This window comes from Acinetobacter sp. AKBS16, from assembly GCF_002899995.1.
Lineage (GTDB): Bacteria > Pseudomonadota > Gammaproteobacteria > Pseudomonadales > Moraxellaceae > Acinetobacter > Acinetobacter baumannii.
Genome location: NZ_POYH01000034.1, coordinates 18,711 through 43,956 on the forward strand (window position 1 = coordinate 18,711; position 25,246 = coordinate 43,956).

At 40.1% G+C, this 25,246-nt stretch carries 21 protein-coding genes; 12 read left to right on the top strand and 9 right to left on the bottom strand.

Annotation, left to right across the window (positions count from 1 at the left end):
• Positions 1-30: 30 nt before the first annotated feature.
• On the bottom strand, positions 31-798 hold the full coding sequence (locus C1642_RS05345; protein ID WP_000731728.1) for a putative porin: 768 nt from the start codon (positions 796-798) through the stop codon (positions 31-33).
• Between the two features lie 392 nt (positions 799-1,190).
• Here C1642_RS05345 and prfB point away from each other — a divergent pair.
• The 5 genes from prfB (at position 1,191) to C1642_RS05370 (ending at position 6,040) form a co-directional block, all read left to right on the top strand.
• Positions 1,191-2,286 (top strand): peptide chain release factor 2 gene (gene prfB / locus C1642_RS05350; RefSeq protein WP_096640204.1). Its coding sequence is split into 2 segments (ribosomal slippage): positions 1,191-1,262 and positions 1,264-2,286, totalling 1,095 coding nucleotides; the frame shifts between segments, so codons are not numbered across the junction.
• A 199-nt stretch (positions 2,287-2,485) separates the two neighbouring features.
• The gene (locus tag C1642_RS05355; protein ID WP_000350419.1) at positions 2,486-2,788 is read left to right on the top strand and encodes an ArsR/SmtB family transcription factor; all 303 of its coding nucleotides are present in this window, start codon (positions 2,486-2,488) and stop codon (positions 2,786-2,788) included.
• A 28-nt stretch (positions 2,789-2,816) separates the two neighbouring features.
• The gene (locus tag C1642_RS05360) at positions 2,817-3,875 is read left to right on the top strand and encodes an alkene reductase (protein WP_057065532.1); all 1,059 of its coding nucleotides are present in this window, start codon (positions 2,817-2,819) and stop codon (positions 3,873-3,875) included.
• A gap of 168 nt (positions 3,876-4,043) precedes the next feature.
• Positions 4,044-5,336 carry a 3-deoxy-D-manno-octulosonic acid transferase gene (locus tag C1642_RS05365; RefSeq protein WP_032022990.1) on the top strand — a complete coding sequence of 431 codons (1,293 nt, stop codon included), beginning with the start codon at positions 4,044-4,046 and terminating at the stop codon, positions 5,334-5,336.
• Positions 5,333-6,040 (top strand): 16S rRNA (uracil(1498)-N(3))-methyltransferase, encoded by a 708-nt coding sequence (locus C1642_RS05370; protein WP_103236021.1) that lies wholly within the window; start codon positions 5,333-5,335, stop codon positions 6,038-6,040. Before C1642_RS05365 ends, C1642_RS05370 begins: the two co-directional genes overlap by 4 nt.
• Here the strand turns inward: C1642_RS05370 and C1642_RS05375 are convergent.
• Both C1642_RS05375 and C1642_RS05380 read right to left on the bottom strand, forming a co-directional pair.
• Entirely contained in the window at positions 6,020-7,000 is a 981-nt protein-coding gene (locus C1642_RS05375; protein ID WP_103236022.1) for a mechanosensitive ion channel family protein, read from the bottom strand. The two genes, C1642_RS05370 and C1642_RS05375, sit on opposite strands and share 21 nt — an antisense overlap.
• 112 nt (positions 7,001-7,112) lie before the next feature.
• A complete protein-coding gene (locus C1642_RS05380; RefSeq protein ID WP_000457175.1) occupies positions 7,113-7,688 on the bottom strand; it encodes a DUF805 domain-containing protein in 576 nt (191 codons plus the stop codon).
• 294 nt (positions 7,689-7,982) lie between these two features.
• Here C1642_RS05380 and acs point away from each other — a divergent pair, with 294 nt between their 5' ends.
• On the top strand, positions 7,983-9,929 hold the full coding sequence (gene acs / locus C1642_RS05385; protein WP_103236023.1) for an acetate--CoA ligase: 1,947 nt from the start codon (positions 7,983-7,985) through the stop codon (positions 9,927-9,929).
• Between the two features lie 46 nt (positions 9,930-9,975).
• Here the strand turns inward: acs and C1642_RS05390 are convergent, their stop codons facing one another.
• On the bottom strand, positions 9,976-10,518 hold the full coding sequence (locus C1642_RS05390; RefSeq protein WP_103236024.1) for a cysteine hydrolase family protein: 543 nt from the start codon (positions 10,516-10,518) through the stop codon (positions 9,976-9,978).
• A gap of 105 nt (positions 10,519-10,623) precedes the next feature.
• On the opposite strand from C1642_RS05390, the gene C1642_RS05395 reads away from it, so the two are divergent.
• A complete protein-coding gene (locus C1642_RS05395; RefSeq protein WP_001019413.1) occupies positions 10,624-11,037 on the top strand; it encodes an Lrp/AsnC family transcriptional regulator in 414 nt (137 codons plus the stop codon).
• A 91-nt stretch (positions 11,038-11,128) separates the two neighbouring features.
• Here C1642_RS05395 and sfnG read toward each other — a convergent pair whose 3' ends face one another.
• Positions 11,129-12,241, bottom strand: coding sequence for a dimethylsulfone monooxygenase SfnG (gene sfnG, locus C1642_RS05400; protein WP_000192767.1), 1,113 nt, complete (start codon positions 12,239-12,241; stop codon positions 11,129-11,131).
• Between the two features lie 44 nt (positions 12,242-12,285).
• Positions 12,286-13,023, bottom strand: coding sequence for an FMN reductase (gene msuE / locus C1642_RS05405; RefSeq protein WP_000145704.1), 738 nt, complete (start codon positions 13,021-13,023; stop codon positions 12,286-12,288).
• A 376-nt stretch (positions 13,024-13,399) separates the two neighbouring features.
• On the opposite strand from msuE, the gene C1642_RS05410 reads away from it, so the two are divergent.
• On the top strand, positions 13,400-14,050 hold the full coding sequence (locus C1642_RS05410) for a response regulator (protein WP_001023261.1): 651 nt from the start codon (positions 13,400-13,402) through the stop codon (positions 14,048-14,050).
• Between the two features lie 42 nt (positions 14,051-14,092).
• Here the strand turns inward: C1642_RS05410 and C1642_RS05415 are convergent, their stop codons facing one another.
• Together C1642_RS05415 and C1642_RS05420 are read right to left on the bottom strand one after the other, a co-directional pair.
• Positions 14,093-14,860: a hypothetical protein gene (locus tag C1642_RS05415; protein WP_001026735.1), complete on the bottom strand. Its 768-nt coding sequence runs from the start codon at positions 14,858-14,860 to the stop codon at positions 14,093-14,095.
• Between the two features lie 393 nt (positions 14,861-15,253).
• Positions 15,254-18,751 (bottom strand): PAS domain-containing hybrid sensor histidine kinase/response regulator, encoded by a 3,498-nt coding sequence (locus C1642_RS05420; RefSeq protein WP_047482090.1) that lies wholly within the window; start codon positions 18,749-18,751, stop codon positions 15,254-15,256.
• A gap of 183 nt (positions 18,752-18,934) precedes the next feature.
• Between C1642_RS05420 and C1642_RS05425 the strand changes: the two genes are divergently transcribed.
• From C1642_RS05425 to C1642_RS05440, 4 genes are all read left to right on the top strand, one after another.
• Positions 18,935-19,267 (top strand): DUF485 domain-containing protein, encoded by a 333-nt coding sequence (locus C1642_RS05425; RefSeq protein ID WP_000372818.1) that lies wholly within the window; start codon positions 18,935-18,937, stop codon positions 19,265-19,267.
• A gap of 1 nt (position 19,268) precedes the next feature.
• On the top strand, positions 19,269-20,984 hold the full coding sequence (locus C1642_RS05430) for a cation acetate symporter (RefSeq protein WP_000871878.1): 1,716 nt from the start codon (positions 19,269-19,271) through the stop codon (positions 20,982-20,984).
• A 169-nt stretch (positions 20,985-21,153) separates the two neighbouring features.
• Complete coding sequence (locus C1642_RS05435) at positions 21,154-21,846, top strand: ion channel (protein WP_001256565.1); 693 nt, start codon at positions 21,154-21,156, stop codon at positions 21,844-21,846.
• A gap of 165 nt (positions 21,847-22,011) precedes the next feature.
• A complete protein-coding gene (locus C1642_RS05440) occupies positions 22,012-23,979 on the top strand; it encodes a BCCT family transporter (RefSeq protein ID WP_001139472.1) in 1,968 nt (655 codons plus the stop codon).
• A 58-nt stretch (positions 23,980-24,037) separates the two neighbouring features.
• Here C1642_RS05440 and omp33-36 read toward each other — a convergent pair whose 3' ends face one another.
• Positions 24,038-24,937 (bottom strand): porin Omp33-36, encoded by a 900-nt coding sequence (gene omp33-36, locus C1642_RS05445; protein ID WP_000733005.1) that lies wholly within the window; start codon positions 24,935-24,937, stop codon positions 24,038-24,040.
• Between the last annotated feature and the right edge of the window lie 309 nt (positions 24,938-25,246).

Genomic DNA, 25,246 nt, shown 5'->3' on the forward strand with positions numbered 1-25,246 from the left:
TTGAGCGGATTTTTTTTAATCTAGCTTAGATTAGAAGCGGTATGCTGCACGAACACCATAAGTGTTGTCGTTATCACCGAATCCAACACGACCTTCAACACTTACTTGCTGATTTAAGAATTTTTTAGCATTGATACCAAATTCATCTTTATCAGTTAAGTCGTTATTGTAGTAGTCCACACCTAAACTTAAAGTTTTATCGATGTAGTAGTCACCACGAACTTTATATTCGTCAAGGTCACCAAACGCACCATAAGCTTCAAGGTTTACGTCATGTTGACCAACTTGGGTTACATACTTGGCACGAACGGTAGGATCTGCACCGTCTTTACCGTCTTTCTCGTCGTAACCTTTAACACCTAGAGCAAGTAATAAACCAGGAGCTGGTAAATAACCTACTTCTGCAGCATAAGTAGTCACTTTACTGTCGATATTAGTGTTGTCGATTTCACGTTCGTTTCTGCCTACATCACCGCTAAGGTAAAAGTCAGAGTTAGGAACGAAGTACTCAACGCCTACGCCATATTGAGTGTCTTTTGTGCCGCTGTTATCGCCATAGTTAACATGTGCGTTAACGTTACTTGCACGGTTTAAGAATGCTGCTTCTGCAAGCGGTGCATTACGTGTTTGAACAGGGTTGAAATAATAAGTCCCATCAACACCGAATTTGCTTACGCTGCTGCCGTTATCTGGATCAAGATAATTGTAAGAACCACCAACTTCAGCTTGGTAAGCGTTTGCTGCGCCACTTACTGCAAGAGCAGATAAAAGAGCTGATGCAATTGCTAGTTTTTTCATGGAATCTCTCCCCTCTAAAAACGATTTTATAAATGTTTTGTTACAACTTTCAGTCTAGAGCAAAATCATTCACCGTCAATCTTGTCCAAGTAACTGGACTGTAACCATGTGCTTTTTATGTAACTATATTTAATTTAATATATTGATTTTAAATAATAAAAAAACAATGTTTTATTTTATTAAAAATGAGGAGATTTTGTGTAGAAACTTAAAAATGCTGGAAAAGTACCCAATTTTGTATGGGGATGTTACGAGTTAAGCTTAAAATCTACTGAAAGAAAATTAGCAAACTTATTCATTGAAATAAGAGTTAGCGATTAAAGCAGGTTCGAAGATAACCGTAGCTATGATAAAATATTCGACTGTTTATCTGCTTTTATGGGAACACTCGCGTGGAAATTAATCCTTATCTAAACCAATTGAAAGACTTAACTGATCGTAGCCAAACACTACGGGGGTATCTTTGACTACGATCTAAAAAAAGAACGTTTAGAAGAAGTTTTACGTGAGTTAGAAGACCCTGCGATCTGGAACGATCAAAACCGTGCTCAGGCAATGGCGAAAGAAAAGGGCGAACTAGAAAACGTTATTAATGTATTAGATGGCTTATCTACACAGCTTGAAGATGCAAAAGCAATGTTGGATTTGGCTGTAGAAGCTGATGATGAAAGCTTACTTGAAGATGTTCAGTCTGAACTGAGTACTGCTGAAGAAGAATTAGCAAAACTTGAATTCCGCCGTATGTTTAGCAATCCAATGGACCCGAATCCTTGCTATGTCGAGATTCAGGCGGGTTCAGGTGGTACAGAAGCACAAGATTGGGCTTCAATGCTATTACGTATGTATATGCGCTGGATTGAACGTCATGGTTTTAAAGCAGAACTTATGGAAGTGTCTGACGGTGACGTCGCAGGTATCAAATCTGCAACGATTCGTGTTGAAGGTGAATATGCGTATGGTTGGTTACGTACAGAATCTGGTGTACACCGTTTAGTACGTAAATCACCATTTGACAGTGGTAACCGTCGTCATACTTCTTTCTCTGCGGTATTTATTTCTCCAGAAGTCGATGACAATATCGAAATTGATATTAATCCTTCAGATGTTCGTACTGATACTTACCGTGCATCTGGTGCAGGTGGTCAGCACATTAACAAAACCGATTCGGCAGTACGTTTGACGCATATTCCGACTGGTATTGTAGTGGCATGTCAGAACCAGCGTTCACAGCATGCGAACCGTGATCATGCATGGAAACAGTTACGTGCAAAATTGTATGAATTAGAAATGCAAAAACGTAATGAAGCCGCTCAAGCACTTGAAGACTCGAAGTCTGATATTGGTTGGGGTAGCCAAATTCGTTCTTATGTACTTGATGACTCTCGAATCAAGGATTTACGTACGGGTGTTGAAAATTCAAATACTGGTGCGGTTCTTGATGGTGACCTTGATCGTTTTATTGAAGCGAGTTTAAAACAGGGGTTATAAGAGTCTTTTGAACTTTTAATTCTCTATGACTCTTAAATTTTTAGCGATTAAAACGGCAAAGCAGTTCAGTGTTTGGAGGTTAATCGGAAAAATACGATATGAATATCGAAAAAAATAGATATGAATATCGTTAAAATACGATATTATGTTTTCGAAATGCTGAACAAAGCTTTGTTCGTTTACAAGACGTGTTGAGCCTATGGATATTGATGCAATTAGCAAAGCCCTAGCCAATCCTCTGCGTCGGCAGATTCTGCAATGGTTAAAAGAACCGGAGCATTATTTACCGGTAGAAGAGTGTGGTGGTAGTTTTGAAAAAGGGGTTTGCGCAGGTCATATTGAACGTTTGGGTAAAGTAGCTCAGTCTACAATGTCCAATCATTTGTCTGTATTACAGCAGGCGGGTCTCATTCAGGTCCAAAAATATGGACAATGGTCTTATTTTTCACGTAACGAAGCTTTGATTCAGCAATATATCGAACATTTAAAACAAACACTTTAAAACAAATAAAGTGTAAGTCGAGGCGATCATGGCTGAACTCAATACTCCCTTAACAGTTGGTGATTTTGAAATTAAAAATCGACTGGTAATGGCCCCATTAACACGTGCGCGTAGTGGCGAAAGCCGTGTTCCAAACGAGTTAATGGTGGAATATTATCAGCAACGTGCAAATGCTGGTCTCATTCTCACTGAAGCAACAGTGATTGGTTCAAAAACCGTAGGTTATGCAGATACACCGGGACTATGGTCACAAGAGCAAGCACAAGCATGGAATAAGATTATTAAAGCAGTTCATGCTCAAGGTTCAAAAATTGTAGTTCAACTGTGGCATGTGGGTCGTATTTCACATCCAGAGCTTTTAGACGGCGATATTCCTGTTGCACCGAGTGCGATTCAACCTGCGGGTGAAGTAAGTTTATTACGCCCTAAACGTCCATATGTAACGCCACGTGCGCTTTCAATTGAAGAAATTCAGGAAATTGTTGCTCAATATAAACATTCAGCTGAATTGGCTAAAGCAGCAGGTTTTGATGGCGTTGAGCTACATGCAGCAAATGGTTATTTAATTGACCAGTTCCTTCAAAGTAATACTAACCAACGTGATGATGAGTATGGTGGTCCGGTTGAAAACCGAGCTCGCTTGTTATTAGAAGTGGTTGATGCCTTTATTGAAGTGTGGGGCGCTGGCCGAGTAGGTGTGCATATTGCACCGCGTGGCGACTCGCATGATATGGGTGATGAAAACCCGCTAGCGACATTTGGTTATGTGGTTGAACAACTTAGCCAACGTAATGTGGCTTTCATTTTCTCTCGTGAATATGAAGCAGCTGATAGTATTAGCCCACAATTACGTAAAAAATTTAATGGTGTATGGATTGCCAATGAAAATCTGACACCAGAGTCAGCAAAACGTATCTTGCGTGAAGGTCAAGCAGATGCTGTATCTTTTGGTAAAGCATATATCGCTAATCCAGATCTTTTACAGCGTTTAGAACAAGGCTTACCATTAAATGAACTTCAACCAACGACTTTATATGCTAAAGGCGCTGAAGGATATACAGACTATCCGGCTTTAGAAGCTTCATAAGTTCATAATATTATTTAAATTTACTATATACTGAACTTGCTCTTTTGTGAGTTCAGTAAATAACTTTTCTTGTATATGGTAGAGTTTAGGTATCGAAACTCTGCCATTTTTTTTATCTATGTTATATTTTCCGCAGTTTTTGAATTTTGACTATTTGAGGCAAACCGCTTGGCGACCCCATTTTGGTACAACACCGCACTTCATTTATTAAAACCGTTTTATCGTTGGCGGATAAAAAGACGTGCAGAAAGTCTAGAATTATATCAGCAGGAATGTCTGGAAAGATTTGGGCCGTTTGAAGCACCGAAGAATGTAAAAGCGATCTGGTTTCATGCTGTTTCAGTCGGGGAAACCAATGCTGCACAGCCCTTAATTGAATATTACCTAAAACTTGGGCAGCCAGTCTTAGTGACCAATACCACGAAAACAGGTCAGGCTCGTGCCAAGTCACTTTTTCTAAAAGAACCATATTTAGATTTATTTCAAGCCGTTTATTTGCCTGTAGACCAGAAGCCTCTTTTAAAAAAATTTTTTGAGTTATATCAGCCAAAGCTTTTAGCACTGGTTGAAACTGAACTCTGGCCAAATTTAATCGATCAAGCCAAATTACAGCATGTACCTTGTTTGCTGCTTAATGCTCGGTTGTCAGAAAAATCTGCAAAAGGATATGGCAAAGTCTCGGGTTTAACCGCAGGTATGTTAAAACAGCTGGACTGGGTGTTAGCGCAAGATAGTGCAACTCGTCAGCGTTATGTTGAGCTTGGTTTAGACGAACACAAAAGTCAGGTCGTTGGTAATATTAAGTTTGATATTCATGCGCCAGAGGCTTTTATTAAACAAGCTGCCCAATTGCATCAGCAATGGTATCTGGAAAATCGGCAGGTTGTGACGATTGCCAGTACACATGCACCCGAAGAACAACAAATTTTGGAAGCACTCGCACCTTATTTAAATTCAGATCGTGAGTTGGTGTGTATTGTGGTGCCTCGTCATCCTGAGCGTTTCGATGAAGTATTTGAAATTTGCCAAAATTTAAATTTAATTACGCATCGTAGAAGTATGGGCCAAAGTATTCATGCCAGCACGCAAGTTTATCTCGCTGACAGTATGGGTGAGCTCTGGTTATGGTATGCCTTAAGTCAGGTGTGTTTTGTAGGCGGTTCTTTAAATGAGCCGGGTGGTGGGCATAATATTTTAGAACCTATGGTTTTAAATGTACCTACTGTAGTTGGACCGCGTTATTTTAACTTTCAAACGATTGTCGATGAGTTCATTGATGAAAATGCTGTGCTTATTGCTCAAGATGCACAGCAGGTCGTTGATATCTGGTTAGCATGTCTGGCAGAACCTGAGGCGACTGAACAGTTAGTGGCACAGGCGCATAAAGTGTTGCAACGTAATCAAGGTTCCTTACAAAAACATATCGGGGTGATTAATCGCTATCTGGCCGAAAAATCATGAATATTGTTTTACTAGAGCCTGAAGATGTTCAATCGGATACATGGTCTATCCATTCAAAACGTCAATTACAGCATTTGCGTGAACATCTTGATATTACAGTCGGCCAGAACCTGAAAGTTGGTATTCGCAACGGCGCCCGTTATATCACTGAAATTGTTTCGATGAATGAGCATGAAGTCCGTATACGGCCTATTCGCGAAGAACCACTACCAGCAAAACTTCCGGTTCATTTAATTGTAGCTTTACCAAGGCCTAAAGTTTTACGCCGTCTAATTATGGACAGTGTGACCTTAGGTGTTGAAAGGATAAGCCTGATTCATAGTTATCGTGTTGATAAAAGCTATTGGCAAACACCTTTTTTACAGCAAGTAGACAACTACGTTACGCTGGGACTTGAGCAAGCAGGCGATACAATTGTTCCTGAAATTCAACTTTATAAACGTTTTAAACCTTTTGTTGAAGACGTCTTGCCAAGCTTAATTACGCAGGAAACACCTGTCTATGTGGCTCATCCTTATGCTGAGCAGCGTATGCCAATTAATATTAGCCATGCTTGTAGTGTAGTGGTCGGGCCGGAAGGAGGATTTATTCCTTACGAAGTAGATTTGCTCATAAAAAACGGTTGCCAAGCTATGAGCTTAGGCAACCGTATTTTAAGAACCGAAACGTCTATTTCTTATATTTTAGGTCGTTTGTTTAACTGATGTTTCAGGGTTTAAAGTTGGTGGATTAGACACCATTTTTAATTCCTGAATTGGGTAAGGAATATCAATATCATTTTCATTAAAAGCTTGTTTTACTTGAGCTTGAATATTACTAATAGATGAAGAAATATCAGTTTCAGTGGTATCAACCCACCAGCGTACAGTCAGGTTAACCGAGAAATCTGCTAAAGCTGTGACATTAACCGAAAATGCAGGCTGACTCAGTACATTTCGGTCATTGTTGAGAATATCTAAAATAATCTGTTTTGCTTTTTGCTCATCATCATCATAGCCAATTCCGACTACAAACTCACAGCGTCGTTGTTGATAAGCAGTATTAACAGTTAAGGCACTTGTATAAACCGTTGCATTTGGAATAACAATACGGCGACCATCCGGTGAGCGTAGGAAGGTTGCACGGATCTGGATGTCTTCTACAGTTCCTTCAAGTGAATTCACCACAATTGAATCGCCAATACGGAATGGCTCGCTCAATAAAATCAAAATACCTGAAAGCAGGTTTTGGAAAATATCTTTAAATGCAAAACCAATGGCGACCGAACCGATACCTAGCGCACTCATGAGCTGGCCTGGTGTGAACCCCGGAATCATAATGACGAGAGCTATTAAGAAACCAAAGAATAAAATCGCTGTACTACCGACACGGTTTAAAACTAAAACTAGATTTTGACGAGTATAAGAGCGATTTTCTAAAGTCTTACGAACAAAGAACTTAAATAATTTGGTCAGTAGCCAAAAAATAAGAAAAACAACAATTGCAATGCAGATATAAGGTACACGTTCCCAAAAACTATCTACGATTTTGTCGATAGTGGTATAGGCATCATGGTATTTCTCGGTATGCGCTAAAACTGTTTGAGTGGTTTTAGTACTTGCTTCTTGCAAAAGTTCGCCTGTATTTTTTGCAACATCCGTTAAGGATTTTTGTTCATCAGCCACGACAAGTCTCTAATTGAATAAATTCAGAAAGCCTTTTCAGCTTCCATCATAGTAGGAGATAAAATGTGCGCCTACTATAATGAGTTCATCTAAATAATAAAGTGTTTTTTAATTAAAAGTATTCCGTTCCTTTTTGTAAGATTTGTGTCGGGGTTTGAATAGTATCGGTACCAGAGAAGTAGTAAAAAAAGCCTGCTGTAGAAATAAGGCTAATTAAAATAGCGATTAAAATAAGCCAAGCCATCAGTTTTTCTATAAACGTTGAAGGCCGAACAGGACCATATTGATTAGTGCCGGCTGTACCAGAAGCAAGCAGTAAATAAAGCATAAAAAAGAACTGAACGACTGGAATAAATAACAGTAGTCCCATCCAGCCACTTTTATTTAAATCGTGTAGGCGTCGAACGACCAGAATAATGTTGAGATAGATCAGAAATAGCCAGAAAGCCCAGACCATTAAAGCACTTATACCGGAGAGAGAGCTGTAAAATTCAAAATTAAATAGATCACTTGAAAGCTGAAAACTTCCAAGAAACGAAGCCAGAATAAAATAGCCCACGATTGTGACTAAATAAATCAGACCATATCCACCTAAATAACTCATTCGGTTAAAGCGGCCATGAATTGAAAAAGGGCTGTCTTTAAACGGGAGTTGAGGTGGACGTGAAGAGGGAGTTTCGGCAAACATCTTATTTTATTCCTGCACTGCTTCTAAAAGCTAAAATAATCTTTGTTGATGGTCAAAACCATCAAAACTTAAAAAAATTATAAAAGTAAAAGCTATAGACAAATGTTTTAAATCAACTTAATTTTATAAAAATATTCACAATTTCGTATGCTTGAGTAAGTGATTAATATATGACCAAAGTCGCATTGTCTAGGCTTTGAAAGAGTCATCATACTGAAAAGGCAAACAAATAAGATCCAGTAAAATAATAGCCACAGTCTCGAGATGGGATGCACAAGATCAAGGAAGTTGCGTATGAATGAGATCTATCCAGTACCAGAGGAATTTAAAAAAACTGCTCGTACTGTTGAAGCAGACTACTTTAAACGTTATCAACACTCTATCGAGAACCCAGATGAATTCTGGGCAGAGCAAGCTAAAATTGTCGATTGGATAAAGCCATTTACCCAAGTTAAAAATACCAGTTTTGACAAAGACAATTTCAAGATTGAATGGTTTGCTGATGGTGAGTTGAACGTATCAGCAAACTGCTTGGACAGGCATCTTAAAGAACACCCTCACAAACCTGCAATTATTTGGGAAGGTGACCATCCTTCTCGTCATAAAATCGTTTCTTATAAAGAATTACATGACGAAGTCTGCCGTTTCGCCAACGTTTTAAAGAAATATGGCATTGGTAAAGGTGACCGCGTTGTGCTGTATATGCCAATGGTGACTGAGGCTGCAATTGCCATGTTAGCCTGTGCCCGTATTGGTGCGGTGCACTGCGTGGTATTTGGTGGTTTCTCACCAGACTCGTTGGCGAGTCGTATTGAAGATAGCCAAGCTAAACTTGTGATTACGGCTGACTCAAGCCTACGTGCCGGTAAGTTGTTACCACTTAAAGAAAATGTTGATTTGGCATTAGCATTGCCAGGCACAGAGTGCGTTGAAAATGTGATTGTGGTTTACCGTAATGCAAACCCGATCGAGATGAAACCGGGTCGTGATTTGTGGTATCACCTTATTATTATGGAGGTGGATGCAAACTGTCCTCCAGAACCAATGAAGGCCGAAGACCCTTTATTTATTCTTTATACCTCTGGCTCGACGGGGAAACCTAAAGGAGTGTTACATACTACAGGTGGTTATCTGGTGTACGTAGCGAGTACCTTTAAAGAAGTTTTTGATTTAAAACAAGATGATGTGTACTGGTGTACCGCTGATGTCGGCTGGATTACAGGCCATAGTTATCTAATCTATGGACCATTGGCAAATGGTACGACGACCTTAATGTTCGAAGGTGTGCCTCAGTATCCAACATGGGCACGTCTTGGTCATGTGGTCGATAAACATAAAGTCTCTATTTTATATACAGCGCCAACCGCGATTCGTGCCATGATGCGAGAAGGTGATTCGTATGTACGCGAAAGTAACCGTAGTAGTTTGCGTTTGTTAGGTTCAGTGGGTGAACCTATTAACCCAGAGGCTTGGAACTGGTATTACAACGTTGTTGGTGAAGGCCGCTGTCCAATTGTTGATACATGGTGGCAAACCGAAACAGGTGGTATTTTGATTGCGCCATTACCGGGGGCAACAGCTTTAAAACCAGGTTCGGCAACGCGTCCTTTATTTGGTATTCAACCAGCTATTGTAGATGGTGAAGGCAATGAACTAGAAGGCGCTGCCGAAGGTAACCTTGTGATTAAAGATTCATGGCCGGGCCAGATGCGTACCATTTGGGGTGACCCAGATCGCTTTATTGAAGCTTACTTCTCGACCTTTAAAAATACTTATTTTACAGGTGATGGCGCCCGCCGTGATGAAGATGGCTATTACTGGATCACGGGTCGTGTTGACGATGTCTTAAACGTTTCAGGCCACCGTCTAGGTACGGCTGAAATTGAAAGTGCTCTTGTATCGCATGAAGCGGTGGCAGAAGCTGCTGTTGTGGGTATGCCGCATGATATTAAAGGGCAGGGTATTTGTACTTTTGTGACTTTGCAGGCGGTTCCAGAGTCGGAAGAACTGCGAAAAGAGTTAATTAGCTGGGTACGTAAAGTACTTGGACCAGTGGCTTCACCAGATGCACTGCACTGGGCGCCGGCATTACCTAAAACCCGTTCGGGTAAAATCATGCGCCGTATTTTAAGAAAAATTGCAGCGAATGAACTGGATAGTTTGGGCGATACCTCAACCCTAGCTGAACCTGCTGTGGTGGATCAACTGATTGCGACAGTTTATCCTGATAGACAAAAATAACGTTTTAATAAAAAAGCCCCGATAGGGGCTTTTTTATTAAGCCTGTTTAAGATTTTGCAAGAAAGTCAGCAGTATTTTGTACGCTCGCAAACATACCAAGAGCAGCTAAAAAAGCAGTTTGTACATCTTCGGCTTTAACAGTTTTTCCGTTATGGCTTAAATCACGGGTCGCAGTGGCATCTCCAATTAAGATGGGTTGATAACCTAACTCTTTGGCTGCACGTGTGCCAGAATCAATACAAATATGTGTCATCATGCCTGTGATCACGAGTTGTTCAATTTGATGTGCTTTTAAAAGTTCTTTTAAATTGGTTTCTAAAAAACTGTTTGGATAATGCTTTGTCACGATTAATGAATCACCGCCAGCACTAAGTTCTGGATGAAGTAAAACACCTTCAGTATTTTCTTGAAAGAAGCTGGCTTGTGGCGGGTTAATATGTTGCACATAAATAATCGGTAAATCTTTTTTATTAAAATATTGCTCGAGCTGTTTTATTTTATCGAGCGCTTGATCTGGTCCAACCAATTCCATTTTGCCATTTTTAAAATAATCATTTTGTACATCGATAACTAATAGTGCTTGTTTCATGAGAATACTCTTGTTGGTATAAGATAAAACAAGGTTATTCTCTGCCCGCAAAATCGGCTATAGTCCTATGAAAGCATTATCGCCAGTTTTCTTTCGTTATGAAAAATGAATATTGAATTAGACCCTATTGATCTAAAAATTATTGCATTGCTCAAGCAAGATTCTCGCTTAACAAATAAAGAAATTGGGCAGCGTGTTCATCGGACAGGGCAGGCAGTAGGTGCTCGAATTGCTCAGTTAATGGATGCAGGTGTTATTAAAAATTACACCATTGCCGTGCAATACAGGCATAAACAATTTATTCATTTGCATTTAAATGAACTGCGCTCCTTTGAAGAAATTGAAAATTTAGTAAAGCAATATGAACAAATCGATGAGTGCTTTAAGGTTATGGGTAATGCGTGTTATATGATCGTTAGTCATTTCGAACCAGCAGAACTCAATGCTTTTATTGAAGTCCTCTCAAAATGGTGTCGTTACTCAGTTGAAACTGTTATTCGAGAAGTAGAGAAAGCTTAAAAAATAAAAGCTCCAAGCCGAGTCTTGGAGCCAATATGTCTTTATTTTTATTTATTGTTTTTATTGTCTTGCGCTGTTTTAACTGGAGGTTTTAGGCTGATTTAGCTTGAATTTCTACCTCCTTTTCCTGTTGTAGTTCTAACTGGCGAACGAGCGGCAGAACTTTTTCACCAAAGTATTCCACCTCTTCAATAAAGTGTAAGAAACCTGAAAGAATCAAGTCGACACCTACATTTTTAAGCGCCACAATCCGCTCTGCAATTTGCTGAGGTGTACCAATTAAATTGGTTTTAAAGCCATCATTATATTGAACTAAATCTTCAAAAGTTGATTTTGCCCAGTTGCCTTCTTGTTCTGGTGAAGCAGCACCCGCTTCGCGAGTTGCATCGCCAAACGCATTTACTGCTTCAGTATTGGCTTTATCAATAATTTCTTGAAGTACCGCTTTTGCTTCTTCTTCTGTATCTCGAGCAATAATGAAAGCATTTACCCCAATTTTAACTTGATGGTTATTGGCTTTCGCTTTATTACGAATGTCTTCGACCTGTTTTTGAATTTCTTCGACAGTATTACCGTTGGTAAAATACCAGTCAGACACACGAGAGGCCATGTCACGTGCGGCACGTGAACTACCACCTTGAAAGACTTCAATATGGGGTTTTTGCAGAGGTTTTGGTTTAAGAGTGTAATTCTGAAATTGGTAATACTTACCATCGAAACTATAGTTATCGGTGGTCCAGATTCCTTTTAGCGTGCGAATAAACTCTTCAGAGCGAACATAACGCTCATCATGCTCAGGCCACTCTTCACCAATCGCATCAAACTCGCCTCTGAACCAGCCACTTACCACATTAATGGCAATACGACCTTGAGTTAGATAATCAATCGTAGCCAACTGTTTAGCTGCAAGTGCCGGTTTCCAAGGGCCGGGCAGAATAGCCGCAATCACTTTGAGTTTCTCAGTTTTTGCAAGTAATGCATGACTGAAACTCACAGACTCATGCTGGTTTTCTGCCCCATAGCCCGCCGTAAAACGAATTTGGGTGAGCGCATATTCAAAACCATTGTTTTCGGCTGCCTGTGCAAGTCGAACATTGTAGTCATAACTCCAGTCTGTACGCTGTTCGATGTTACTTACGACAAGGCCACCGCTTACATTTGGTACCCAATAAGCAAATTTAATTGGTTGTTGTAATTGCGTCATGGTGCTCTCTCCCCATTCGTTATTTTTATTTAGCTATATTGCGCTTAGGCAACATGCGTTAATGATTTACCGGACTTATGATGCAAACGAGATTCTGCTGCATCGAGATTTGGTACAGCTGCTGAAGGCAATACTTCTTCTTGCTCAATTTGCTTGTTAATACCGAGCTCTTGATTCGCTTGCTGAGATTTAGGTTTAACCACTTCAGCACGTTTACCTTTCGCTGGCGCCCATTCTAAAATTGGCAATGCACGCGCTACGGCTAGCGTAATACGGTCAGATAACTGTTCACTTTTCACCGTATATTCAGGAGTAAAGTCGCGATCTGTTGCGTATACGCCAATTGGTAAAGTTTGTGCCTGAAAGAAGCTAAACAATGGGCGAAGCTGATGCTCTAGTACGAGTGCATGACGATCACTACCGCCTGATGCAGCTAAAAGTACAGGTACATCTACTAATGCAGTTTGTTCAACAAAGTCAAAAAAGTGTTTGAAAAGGCCTGTAAAAGAAGCACGGTAGACAGGTGTACCAACAATTAAGGCATCTGCTGCTTCAACCGCTGCAAGGTCATCTTGTACGCGCTGCGGGAGCTGGTTGCGATAAAATGCGCCGCCTAATAAGGGCCCGATTTCACTCAATTTAATAAAGTGAACTTTAATATCAATTGCTTCAGATAACTCATCAAGAATGGCCTGAACCAGACTTTCGGTTTTAGATGGCGTATTCAAACCACCAGAAACAGCAACAATATTTAAGGGTTTTGATGATGCGATACCAGTCATGATTTGGTTCCTAAGCCTAAAAAAGAAGATTGGACTTATTAATCAACAATGCTGGCGAACTGTAAAATAACGAAATTGGTCAACCTTATCAGTTTTAAATATAAAACCCGAATCGTTGATTTTTATTATTTAATAGCGAGTTAAATAACTGTTTTTATTTTATATAATTATTGACGATATATTTTTTAGAATAAAAATAAAGCTTATATAAAAAACAGATTAATTTTGATTAAAAGATAAAAAACATCTGAAAATCGAAGCAAAGGTCTGTATTTAACAACATTTTGCATAAAAATGGATAAGATGAGCATATCTTTCATCTAAATAGTAGGGTTACAATAGGCCATACTTATGCTCAAGATTACTTTAATCGCTTATGAATATTTTAATCGTTGATGATCATCCTTTGTTTCGTCATGCTTTGATTCAAGCAGTACGTTATAGCCTGCCGCAGGCACAAATTCATGAAACAGCTTCGGTTGATGAGTTTTATGAGCGTTTGGAAAATGGGGCAGAACCTGATCTGGTATTACTTGATTTAAACTTACCGGGTGCTTCAGGCTTTTCGGCTCTGGTCTATGTAAGAGCACAATATCCATCTATTCCTATTATTGTGGTTTCTGCACACGAAGAAGCGTCAATTATTCAACGTGCAATTGCGCATGGTGCAATGGGTTATATTCCTAAATCGGCTCATCCAAGTCATATTGGCGAAGCAATCCGTCAAGTGTTAGATGGGGAAATCTGGCTACCGCCAAACTTGCCATCAAATATTAATCTTGATCCGAGAGCGGCAGATGAAACTGCTTTGGCTGAACGTATTCAGTCGTTAACGCCTCAGCAATTCCGAGTTTTGATGATGGTTGCAGAAGGTTTATTAAATAAACAAATTGCTTATGAACTCGATGTTTCAGAGGCTACCATTAAAGCGCATGTAACGGCTATTTTTAGAAAACTAGGCGTACAAAATCGTACACAGGCTGTATTGGCAATTAGTGCATTAAATATTGAAGATAAAAAAATCTAAAATAAAAAAGACCTCAATTGAGGTCTTTTTTATATGTTCCCCTTAGGCAAGGCAATCTTGCTTAGGTGTTAGGCTGTCGCAGTACAGTGGGTTAAGAGCACATTGCAAATCATCAATTTGTTCTTGGGTCACATAGCCTTTGCTTTTTAAATATTCAGCCACGCGGTCATCACGCAAGCTTAAGAAAGCCGCATCATAAACACCTAAATCAACAAAGAGAGCTGCGGTTTCTAGGCTATTGAACCGGTCAAGGAAAATATCATTGCCATACATTAAGAAGATATGGTCAAGTTTTGCTTTTTCATCTACATGCAAACGTTCAGCAAGTTGATGTGGAGGTGTCTTAATAAACAGCAAGTCAGAAAGCTCATCGAACTGAGTCATATCTAACTGGTTTTCTCCGAGTTTGACATGACCAAGCCAAGCCTTGAAAACCAGAACAGCACCACCGCGTAGAAGCATACTCCAGATTTGATGGCGTGTCTCATGGTCAAGGTTTTCACTTTCAGCAGTAAGAACTTTTAAGAAGTTCTCTTCTTGTTGGGCTAATTTATCAAATAAACCCAAGCCTTGCGGATGATAGGCAGCAGGCGCAAATACATCAAAATTTAGATCATGAAATACATTAAGTGCGAGAGGTACAGCACACTGATAAATAGTATTGAGTGCTTTGATATGTGCTTCGCTAAGCTTGCTATGCGGAAAAATACTTTGCCAATCTAACTCAGGAAGTAAGGCATTGGCACTGTATTGACGATAAAATTGTTGAGACGAGAGTTGCCCTTGGGGGGTGTTATCAGAAATATTCATGGCAGTTATCCTTTGCATTCATTCTAGAGCAGTGAAACTATATAGATTGGAAATCGATTTGATAATTCGTTATACAATTTAAAAATTCGTTTTGAATATTTATGTGTCATGAAGAATGCAAGTAGAATACGACTAAAGTCGTATAAGGTGATTTTTCGTAAATAATCTATAATAAAAACAATTAATTATTAAATTGTAACTAAGTATACAAGTGTTCACTTACAAAAAAGGTGGGCTTTGCCATAGAAAAAAAGGCATTGGAAATTTTGGTCAATGATTTACCGGGTAAAAGTAGACTTTTTGAGCAGTTCTGCCTATTGGCTTAAATTCAGTCAAACATTTTTGCCAAGAACCGCTCCCCAAACTTATCAAAGGTTGGGAAGCGATAAATGATTAGTCTGTCGTGCTGGCAATTTTAAGCCCAGATAACCATGCTCTTAATGAAGCTGGTTTTAACGGCTTTTTGAGTAAAACAATATTCAGTTCTTTTAATTGCTGCGGTAACTCTGGGTGCGAGTCCGCTGTGATTAAGGCAACAGGAACATCTTCTTGACGATTTTGAGTAATAAAATCAACCCCAAGTTGATTGTGGTTTAAATGCTGGTCAATGAGCCAAACCTGAATATTCTCTTTTTGAATAATTTCTAGCGCCTGTTCAGGTTCAGTCGCTTTGAAAACTTGATAACCCCATCGTCCTAATAAACTACTCATTCCTTCAAGAATAGTTTCATCATTGTCTAGGCACAAAATACGGTAAGCTTTAGTTTTTAAAGGTACGGCTTGTACAGCTGGTGTTGCAACTTTTGGTGGCTCGACAACAGGTACTTCAATCATAAAGCATGAGCCTTTGCCCAACTCTGAGTAAACATGAACAGGGTAATTTAGCAAACCTGTCATACGTTGTACGATGGCAAGTCCTAGCCCTAAACCTTGTTCACCCCAAGGTGATAAATGCCCGCAGCGCTCAAACTCTTGGAATAGCTTAATTCGTTGTTCTTCGGCAATACCTGGTCCAGTATCCCAAACCCCAATTCGAATATGTCCAGACTGCTGCGCAGAGCGGAGTACACCCACCACCACTCGACCTTTAGCGGTATAACGCAAAGCATTACTGACAAAGTTCTGAATAATACGACGAATCCACTGCGGGTCGGTATCGATCCAGAAAGACACATCGTGGACTTTCAGTGAGATATTTCGCTGAGCAGCGATCGATTTAAACTGCAACTCAAGATCACTGAGCAAATCATGCAACGGATAAGGTTGTCTCTTTGGTTGTATGGTGCCGCCTTCCAAACGTGCAATATCGAGTAGGGCAGAGAGCATACTTTCTGCTCCATAGAGTGCTCGGTCAAGCTGTTGTAGGGTCTGGCGGTCTTCTTCGGTCGAAATACTTTGCTCAAGAACGGTACTAAACAGACGAGCAGCATGCATAGGCTGTAATAGATCGTGACTTGCCGCGGCAATAAATCGACTTTTTGACATATTGGCCATATCAGCTTGTTCACGTGCAAGCTGTTGTTCAGTTAAGGCATCGGCAAGCTGTTGTGTTCTATCTTTTACGCGGGCTTCAAGCACGGCTTCGTTCGCACGGAAGGCCGTAATATCGGCAAATGTCGTTACAAAGCCTCCACCTGCAATCGGATTTCCTCGCATTTGAATTACACGGCCATCTTTACGAATACGTTCAAATTCGTGAGCACTTCCCACTTTCATCCAGTGAAGGCGTTTACGCACATGTTCTTCAACTGAACCGGGACCACATTCACCGCGTTCGGCGTTATAACGAATGAGGTCGGCAATTGGGCAGCCCACATAAACGAGGTCTTTTGGGTAACCAAACAGTTTTAAATATTGATTGTTCCATGCGACCAAACACATATTTTTATCCACCACGCTTACCCCTTGAGTCATGTGGTCAATCATGGTCATAAGAAGGTTCTGATTAAAACGTTGCCACTGCGATGCTTGGTCTAAAATATTAGCCACTTGCCCTAAAGCGAGGCCGTTATTAATCATTGCTGTTGTGAGCAACGTACGTGCAGAAGCGGCACCGATAATACCGGCCAGATATTGCTCGGTAAAACGCCACCACATGCCATTGGCAATACTATTCGGGTTGAGGGTGAGGTGATTTTGCTCACAAAAATTTTCGAACGCTTGCGTAGTGGGTTGCTCACCCGTAATTCTTTTGGCTAGGGCAAATAAATCACCCACTTTTAAGCGGGCCGCATCATGAGGAAGATAGGTTAAATCAGTAGAGGTGTGCGGTGATGGTAAAGGCTTTGTTTCATAATAAAAGAAGCTTTCTGCCTGAATTTGCTCAGCGACGCTTGGCCGATAAATTTTTGAAATCCAGATATATAAAACAATATTTAAACCGAGTGACCAAATAACACCATGAGTTAAAGGTGCAAATGACTCAAAACCAAATAAAGATTCCGGGCGTAGGGCATTAATGCCGAAAGGACCGAAAAGTAAAATACTTTGAGCAGTTTCCTGATAGGCTTCAGGCAAGCTACGCAAAATAGTTGGAAATAGTAATGTATAACTCCACATTAAAAATCCAATAATAAGTCCTGCATAGACGCCTTGACGGCTTCCGCCACGCCAATACAAACCACCAATCAGTGCAGGTGCAAACTGTGCTACAGCACTAAAGGCCAATAAGCCGAAAACTGAAAGTTGGTTAATGTCATTAAAGAAATGGAAGAATAAAAAGCCAAGTAGCATCACCGCAACAATACTGATACGGCGGCTAAATTTAAGAACTTTAGGTAAATGCTTATCGTGACGTGACAGCAACTTAAATCGCCATAGAGCAGGCATAATCAAGTCGTTACTGAGCATAATAGACAATGCTACTGATGACACCAGTAACATACCTGTTGATGCAGAGAACCCGCCTAAAAAGGCCAGTAATGCCAGCCACTCTTGGTTATAACTTAAAGGCAATGACAGCACAGCCACATCAGGCACGGTCAGAAACTTCGGTGCGGCATGTAAAGCCCAGCTTGCAATCGGAATAATGGCAAGAATAGTTAAAATGAGATAAACCGCGAACCATTTACGGGCACCGCGAATATGCTTCTCATCGCGGAGTTCGACCACCGCCACGTGGAACTGACGTGGTAAGCAAATAATGGCTAAGCCCGCCAATAATGTTTGAATCCAGAAGGTTTCGGGTACACCAAAGAGCTGAACTTCCTGAAAAGTTTGGTTTACATCAGAGGTCATTTGGCTCAGGTTGGCCGGTGATTCAAAAATAAAAAATAAAGCGACACAAAGTAAGGCAAATAACTTCACAAATGATTCAAATGCAACCGCAAGCATGAGGCCGCCGTGTTGCTCCGTGTTTGCAATCTGCCTTGTACCAAAAATCATGGCTAAAATCGCAAGCACACTGGTGAGCAATAACACACTGTTGGTCGTCGTATGAATATGCGAGCTTTGCTCCATAATGACCGAGGTACTTAACGCAATCGCACGGAGCTGTAACGCGAGGTAGGGGATAATCGCAATAACTGCAAGAATAGTCACCAACGATGCGAGTACACCACTTTTACCATAGCGTGCCGCGACAAAGTCAGCGATTGACGAAATCGCATGATGCTGACGAACTCGACCTAGACGCCGCCAGATGTCATAACCAAACCAGACAAATAACAGTGGACCTAAATAAATAGGTAAGAAGATGACGCCTTCACGTACGGCAGCCCCAGTTGCGCCATAGAATGTCCATGAGGAACAATAGACACCTAAAGTTAAGCTAAATAAAAACATACGGCCACGCGTGCTAAGACGACTGGCATGCTTCTCACCAAAAAAAGCACAGACAAATAAAAGCGCAATATAAAGAGTGAGCACCCCAATAATCAGCCAGCTGTTCATATGACCTACATAAGTGAAACCTTATGCCTATCATAACCCAAGCTGAAACAAAGCTATAAATTGATTAAATTTTAACGACCAAAGTCTAAGTTACGACTGAGCTGGAATCTTGCTAACTTTAATAATGAAAAAATACATTAAAAAAAAGTGACCAAGGTTGGGCACTATGTAAGGAGTTTGGTTATGGATCAAAGCCAAGTAGAACAGATTCTACGTAATCCAAAGTTTCAAAAAATGGTCAAGAAAAAAAGTGCATTAAGCTGGACGCTCACAATCATCATGTTAGTGCTTTATGTGGGCTTTATGCTACTTGTGGGCTACAACAAAGAATTTTTGATGAGTTCCTTTAGTGGTGGTGTAACGACATGGGGGATCCCGCTAGGTTTAGGAATTATTGTTTTATCTTTCCTACTTTGTGGTGTGTATTCCTATATCGCAAATAATACCCTTGACCAATTGAGTGAAGAAGCGTTGAAGGAAGTTGAAGCCATCACGCATGAGAAAGGACTACACTAATATGAAATGGAATTCATTCAAAGCGAAAGCCTTATTGGCAGCAGCATCGCTATATTCAACTGTTGCTATGGCAAGCCCGGACTTAGGTGAAGCAGAACAGCAAGCTACCAACTGGCATGCCATTATCATGTTTATCATCTTTGTTGGCTTTACCTTGTTTATTACCAAATGGGCGGCTAAACAAACTCAATCGGCGCAAGACTTCTATACTGCTGGTGGTGGGATCAGTGGTTTCCAAAACGGTTTGGCGATTGCGGGTGACTATATGTCAGCAGCGTCATTTCTTGGTATTTCTGCAATGGTGTTTAGCTCAGGTTTTGACGGCTTGCTCTATTCACTCGGGTTCATGGTCGGTTGGCCAATCGTTTTATTCTTGGTGGCAGAACGCTTACGTAATCTTGGTAAATATAACCTTTCAGACGTAGTGTCATTCCGTCTTGAAGAAAAACCAGTTCGTACTTTAGCTGCTTTCAGCTCGCTTGTTGTAGTCGCGTTCTATTTGATTGCACAAATGGTAGGGGCAGGTCAGCTCATCAAACTATTATTTGGTTTGAACTATAACATTGCAGTTGTGATTGTCGGCTTGCTCATGATGGCATACGTTATTTTCGGCGGCATGCTAGCAACCACATGGGTACAAATCATTAAAGCAGTGATGTTATTAAGTGGTGCAACTTTCATGGCCTTTATGGTGATGAAAGCGGTTGGTTTCAGCTTTAGTAATATGTTCACCCAATCAATTGAAGTGTTCAGTAAAGTTCATGATGTAAGCTTTGAAGATGCTGCAAAAATTATGGGACCAGGTAAACTTGCCGCAAACCCGATTGATGCCTTATCTCTTGGCTTGGCACTCATGTTTGGTACAGCAGGTCTTCCACACATTCTTATGCGTTTCTTCACGGTAAAAGACGCAAAAGAAGCGCGTAAATCGGTTGTCGTTGCAACAGGTTTTATTGGTTACTTCTATCTTTTAACTTTCATTATTGGTTTCGGTGCGATCCTTTTCGTATCAAATAACCCGCAATTCCTTGATGTTGCGAAAATGGCAATGACCGGCAAACTTGAGCTTGTTGGTGGTAACAATATGGCAGCCGTGCATTTAAGTGACGCTTTAGGCGGTGACTTATTCATGGGCTTCATTTCAGCAGTAGCGTTCGCAACGATTCTTGCTGTTGTTGCTGGTTTAACGCTTTCAGGTGCATCTGCGATCTCACACGATTTATACGCTAACGTATTTAAAAAAGGTCAAACCACGCCAGCTTCTGAGCTTCGCATGTCAAAAATCGCGACGCTTGGTTTAGCAATCTTTGCCATGATTTTAGGTATTTTGTTTGAAAAGCAAAACGTAGCATTCATGGTAGGTTTAGCATTCTCTGTAGCGTGTTGTGCAAACTTCCCAATTCTTGTTCTTTCAATGTTCTGGAAAGGTTTAACAACTCGTGGTGCGGTCATTGGTGGCGTAGTTGGTCTTGTAACAGCGGTTGTACTCATTATTCTGTCTAAAGCAGTATGGGTAGATACTTTAAAAATCTCTGACACCCCAATTAACCCGTTCAATGGTCCTGCATTATTTGCAATGCCTTTGTCGTTCCTTTGCTGCTGGTTCTTCTCGGTAACTGACAGCTCAGCACGTGCGAAAAAAGAACGCGCTTCTTTCGATGCTCAATATGTTCGTTCAATGACAGGTATTGGTGCTTCTGGTGCATCAGACCACTAAAATCAAAACCACTTGAACATCTCAAAAAAGCCCTACGGGGCTTTTTTTATTTATCTCATAAAGTGTATTGAAAGAAGCTCCTTAATAAAGAACAACTTGTTTATCCTATTTTTTGTACAGTATGATTTTCTATAATCCAAAACATAATGAAAAAATGGAAAATAATTAAATGCGATCTATCATTGAATTCTGGTCGAGCTTTCGATTGTTGCCTTCTGCATGGCTGCTGTTGGTACAATTCATTTTACTTATTCTGGCTATGCTGACTTTTGATAACGAGGCTTATAGGACCTTAACTTGGGCGCTAGGGGTACTTGCATTACTCATTATTGCTAAAGTTATTCGCCAAACGCCCATGTTCACTTTTCTCGGTCTCGCATTTGTCAGTGGGGCAATTATAGCTTCGGTCTTTATTTTATTAGGCTATAGCAATTTAACCATCCAGATTTTTGCCCATAGCTGTGAAGCCTTAGCTTACTTTTCGGCTGCTTATGGTTTATTTCGCTATATGTTTGCCGACCGATATTTAACCCGCGATGAGTTGTTTGCAGCTGCCGCAGTTTTTACCTTGCTGGCTTGGGGATTTGCATTTTTATATAACATTTGTCAGTTACTCATTCCTAATAGCTTTCAAAATCCAAACCACATCCATCACTTACAAACTTGGTTAGATTTACTGTTTTTAAGCTTTAGTTTGCAGTCAGCTACGGGACTGTCTGACTTAATGCCCCTTAGTCCACCAGCACGTGTTTTAGCGATGTTACAGATGTTTTGTGGAGTGATGTATTTAGCCCTAATAGTCACGCGTTTAATCGCTTTACAATATATCAAGCACACGCCTAAAAAGAATTCTGATAAATAAAGAAGGAGGTGTTTTAATTTATTTACACCTTTGTAACTGCAATATTATTTAAGTTTATTTAAAGTATTATCGGCTTTCTCTATTGAAAGATATAACTTTGTTCATTCCTGAATGTCTTTATTGGCTTTAAGCCTGTCATTTTCATTAAAATAACATGGAGGATTTATGCCTTCCAAACAAGCGAGTTGGTTCGCAAATGTTAATCCCAATGTCTTTTTGGGTACGGTCATTATTATTGCTTTGTTCTTAGCAGTTGTTGTGATCGCTCCGAGTTCTTTTGAACTTCTCACGCAACAGTTAAAGCAGTGGATCACTGATTCTTTTAGTTGGTTCTATGTCTTATCGGTTGCCTTCTTTCTTATCCTACTCATTTATATTGCCTGTTCTGCGATTGGACGTATTAAATTAGGCCCTGACCATAGCCAGCCCGAATATAGTAACGGATCATGGTTTGCCATGTTGTTTACTGCGGGTATGGGTATTGGCTTAATGTTCTTTGGTGTGGCTGAACCTGTCATGCACTATGTCAACCCACCAAGTGGTGAGCCACAGACAATTGAGGCAGCACAACAAGCTTTACGTGTAACCTTTTTCCACTGGGGCTTACATGCATGGGCAATTTACGCCGTGGTCGGTTTAGCATTAGCTTATTTTGCTTATCGGCATAATTTACCGCTAAAAACCCGTTCAGCACTGTATCCACTGATTGGTAAAAAGATTTATGGACCGTGGGGCGACAGCATCGATATATTTGCGACCATTGGTACGGTATTTGGTGTAGCGACTTCTCTCGGATTTGGTGTTACCCAGATTAACTCTGGTTTACATTATCTATTTGGTATTGAGCAAAGCACTACTACTCAGGTTTTACTCATTATTTTTGTGAGTATTCTCGCTTCATTATCTGTGTTTTTAGGGTTAGATAAAGGGGTCAAACGTTTATCAGAGCTAAACTTAGTATTAGCTTTAATATTATTAGTATTCGTTTTTATCGCTGGTCCTAGTATTTATTTACTTCAGACCACTATTCAAAACACTGGGCAGTATATCTCTAACCTTTTTACCATGACATTCAATTTATATGCTTATCAGCCGAATGGATGGATTGGGGGATGGACGATTTTATATTGGGCTTGGTGGATTTCTTGGTCGCCATTTGTAGGTATGTTTATCGCAAGGGTTTCACGTGGTCGTACCATTCGAGAATTTATTGTCGGGGTACTCCTCATTCCAACAGGCTTTACCATTATCTGGATGGGCTTTTTAGGAAATGCTGCGTTATTTAGCATTATCCATGAACATCAAACCACTTTGATTCAGGCTGTTCAGCAAGACTCGTCAGTTGCTCTATTTGAGTTTTTAGGACACTTGCCATGGTCAGGTGTCATGAATATTCTGGCGACTATTTTGGTGGTTTTATTCTTTGTGACTTCTGCTGACTCAGGGGCATTGGTTACTGACTACTTAACAGCAAAAACAGAAAATTCACCTACTTGGCAGCGCCTGTTCTGGACAGTGCTTATGGCGGTGTTGGCTATTATTTTACTCTTGGTGGGCGGTCTTGCGGCGCTTCAGTCTTCAATCATTATGAGTGCGTTGCCTTTTACCGTAGTCATGCTGCTAATGAGTTGGGGCCTAATAAAAGCTTTGCATCTTGATGTCACTAAAATGATAGCAATTCAAGAAGCTCGCATTACACCACGCGCCATTCATAACCCTAGAAGCTGGCAGCAGCGCCTTGGTTTAATCATGCATTATCCTCATAGTGAAGAAGAGGTGAAGCAATATATTGAAAAGCAGGTTTCACGTGCTTTTGAAAATATTCAGCATGAGTTTAGACGCCGCCATCTTGAGGTGTCGATTAGTGAAGTGGAAGATGGTATGCAGCTTCGAGTCGATCATCATCATGAAATTAATTTTATTTATAAAGTTGTTTCACGTGAAACAGTACCTCCAAGTTTTTTAATTGGTCGTACAGAAGCAGAAGACGGTCAGTATTTTCAAGCTGAGGTATTTTTGAGAGAAGGCGGACAAAACTATGATGTAATGGACTGGACTCAGGAAGATTTGATTCAGGATATTATTGATCAGTACGAACGTCATTTACATTTCTTAAATATCGTACGCAGTTAATAGCCATAAAAAAAGGACTCAATTGAGTCCTTTTTTTTAATTCAATTTCTAAATTAAATTAGAAACGGAATTTAGCATTTAAGCCGATAGTTTGTGTATCGTAGCTAGACTTTTTAACGTCAGCTTTCATGTAAGATGCACCAACTGCTAAAGCAGGAGTGATGAAGTAGTTTACGTTACCACCCCAAGCTTGGCGGAATTCACCAAGGTCATTACCTTTGATGTCAGCTTCGCCATCGTTACCCACGAAAGTAGCGCCAACACTTAACTTAGGAGTTAAGTAAAGGTCAGTTTTTAAACCGTATTGGTTTTCTTGACCGAATGCACCAGCAGCTTCAAAACCGATTGCCATGTTAGTTCCATCGATTGGACCAACATATTTAGCACGTGCTGTAACAGCATCTTGGTCGTTTTGGATAGCAGCAGTTTGGTTAACAGCAGAGTAGATACCGTTACCGATGATACCGAAGTTATCTAAAGCGAATTGGTTAGCAACACTTGTATAACCAACAGTCATTAAGAAGTTAGGTAACAACATAGCACCAACTTCTAATGCATAACGGTCACCGTTGTCATCTTTAGAGAAGTTGTTTTTACCATCAACATCAGTGTGGTTGTAAGTTGCGCTAGCATATACAGGAAGGTAAGGAGTTGGAACGTATGCCTCACCTTTAACACCGTATGTACCAATGTGGTAGTTTACGTTGTTTTGGTCATATTGTTGATAGCTATAACCTAAAGACACGCTAGAAGCTTGGTTTAAGAAAGCTGCTTCAGCTAAAGGACCCTTAGCTGTATCAACATTTTTCAAATAGAATGTACCAGCAACGTCACCAGTGAAGTTTTTATCATTTGCAGTTGTGTCAACATATTCAGATTGACCTTGAACTTCAAATTGATAAGCATGAGCACCGGTCATGGCTAATAATACAGCAGTGGCTAAACCAAGTTTTTTCATAATCATTTCCAGCATTAACAAGAGATAAAGCTGGGGTCATTGTATTGTAACAATTTATGAAGTCAATAATAGATGAAACGTAATGTTAAGGAAATTTGACACTTATGTTAAAAATGGTTAAAAAAACAACAATTGAAGTGTATTATGTCAACCTGCTAAAAAAATGAACATTAACAAGAGTCTAAACCTTAAGTTTCATAGGGAATTGACACTAAATAGTTTAAAAATAATTACATTTACAATTGAAAAAAGCGATTTTATTAATCGGTTTTAACGTTAATATATTTGTCGACTTGTTTAATAAATAGC